The following is a 705-nucleotide window of genomic DNA, read 5'->3' on the forward strand; positions in this document are numbered from 1 at the left end:
GTCACCGCCCTCACCCTCGATCTCGAGCCGGCCTTCGAGGTGGAGCAGTACGTGTTCACCGAACTGCCGCAGGCCGGCCTGGACCGGGCGGGGTTCGAGGCGGTGATGGGGGCGGCGTACAGCGTCAGCCTGTTCACCGACTGGGGTGCGCCCGGCTTCCGGCAGGTGTGGGTGAAGCGGCGCACCGACCAGCCGTACGCCGGGTTCGACCGGGCCGCGCCCGCACCGGAGGCGATGCACCCGGTGCCGGGGATGCCGGCCGTGAACTGCACCGGGCAGTTCGGGGTGCCGGGGCCGTGGCACGAGCGGCTGCCGCACTTCCGGGCGGAGTTCATGCCGAGCAGCGGGGCGGAGTTGCAGTCGGAGTATCTGCTGCCGCTGGGGGCGGCGGTCGACGCGTTGGATGCTGTCGACGGGATCCGGGATGTGATCGCCCCCATGCTGCAGACCTGCGAGATCCGCACCGTCGCCGCCGACGACCAGTGGCTGAGCCCCGCCCACGGCCGGGACTCGGTGGCCCTGCACTTCACCTGGATCCCGGACACCGCGGCCGTGCTGCCGGTGATACGCCGGCTGGAGCGGGCACTGGACGGCTTCGGGGCGCGACCGCACTGGGGCAAGGTCTTCACGGTGCGGCCTCAGGCGCTGCGGGAGCGGTATCCGCGGCTCGGTGACTTCGCCGCGCTGGCCCGGGAGCTGGACCCG

Annotated in this window: 1 protein-coding gene; it reads left to right on the plus strand. The window is 73.0% G+C overall.

What is annotated here, in order from left to right; genetic code table 11:
• The coding region (locus tag CCN42_RS38720; RefSeq protein WP_281259570.1) for a D-arabinono-1,4-lactone oxidase at window positions 1–705 on the plus strand (705 nt) is incomplete at both ends.

The organism is Streptomyces glaucescens, assembly GCF_002154375.1.
Taxonomy (GTDB): Bacteria; Actinomycetota; Actinomycetes; order Streptomycetales; family Streptomycetaceae; genus Streptomyces; species Streptomyces glaucescens.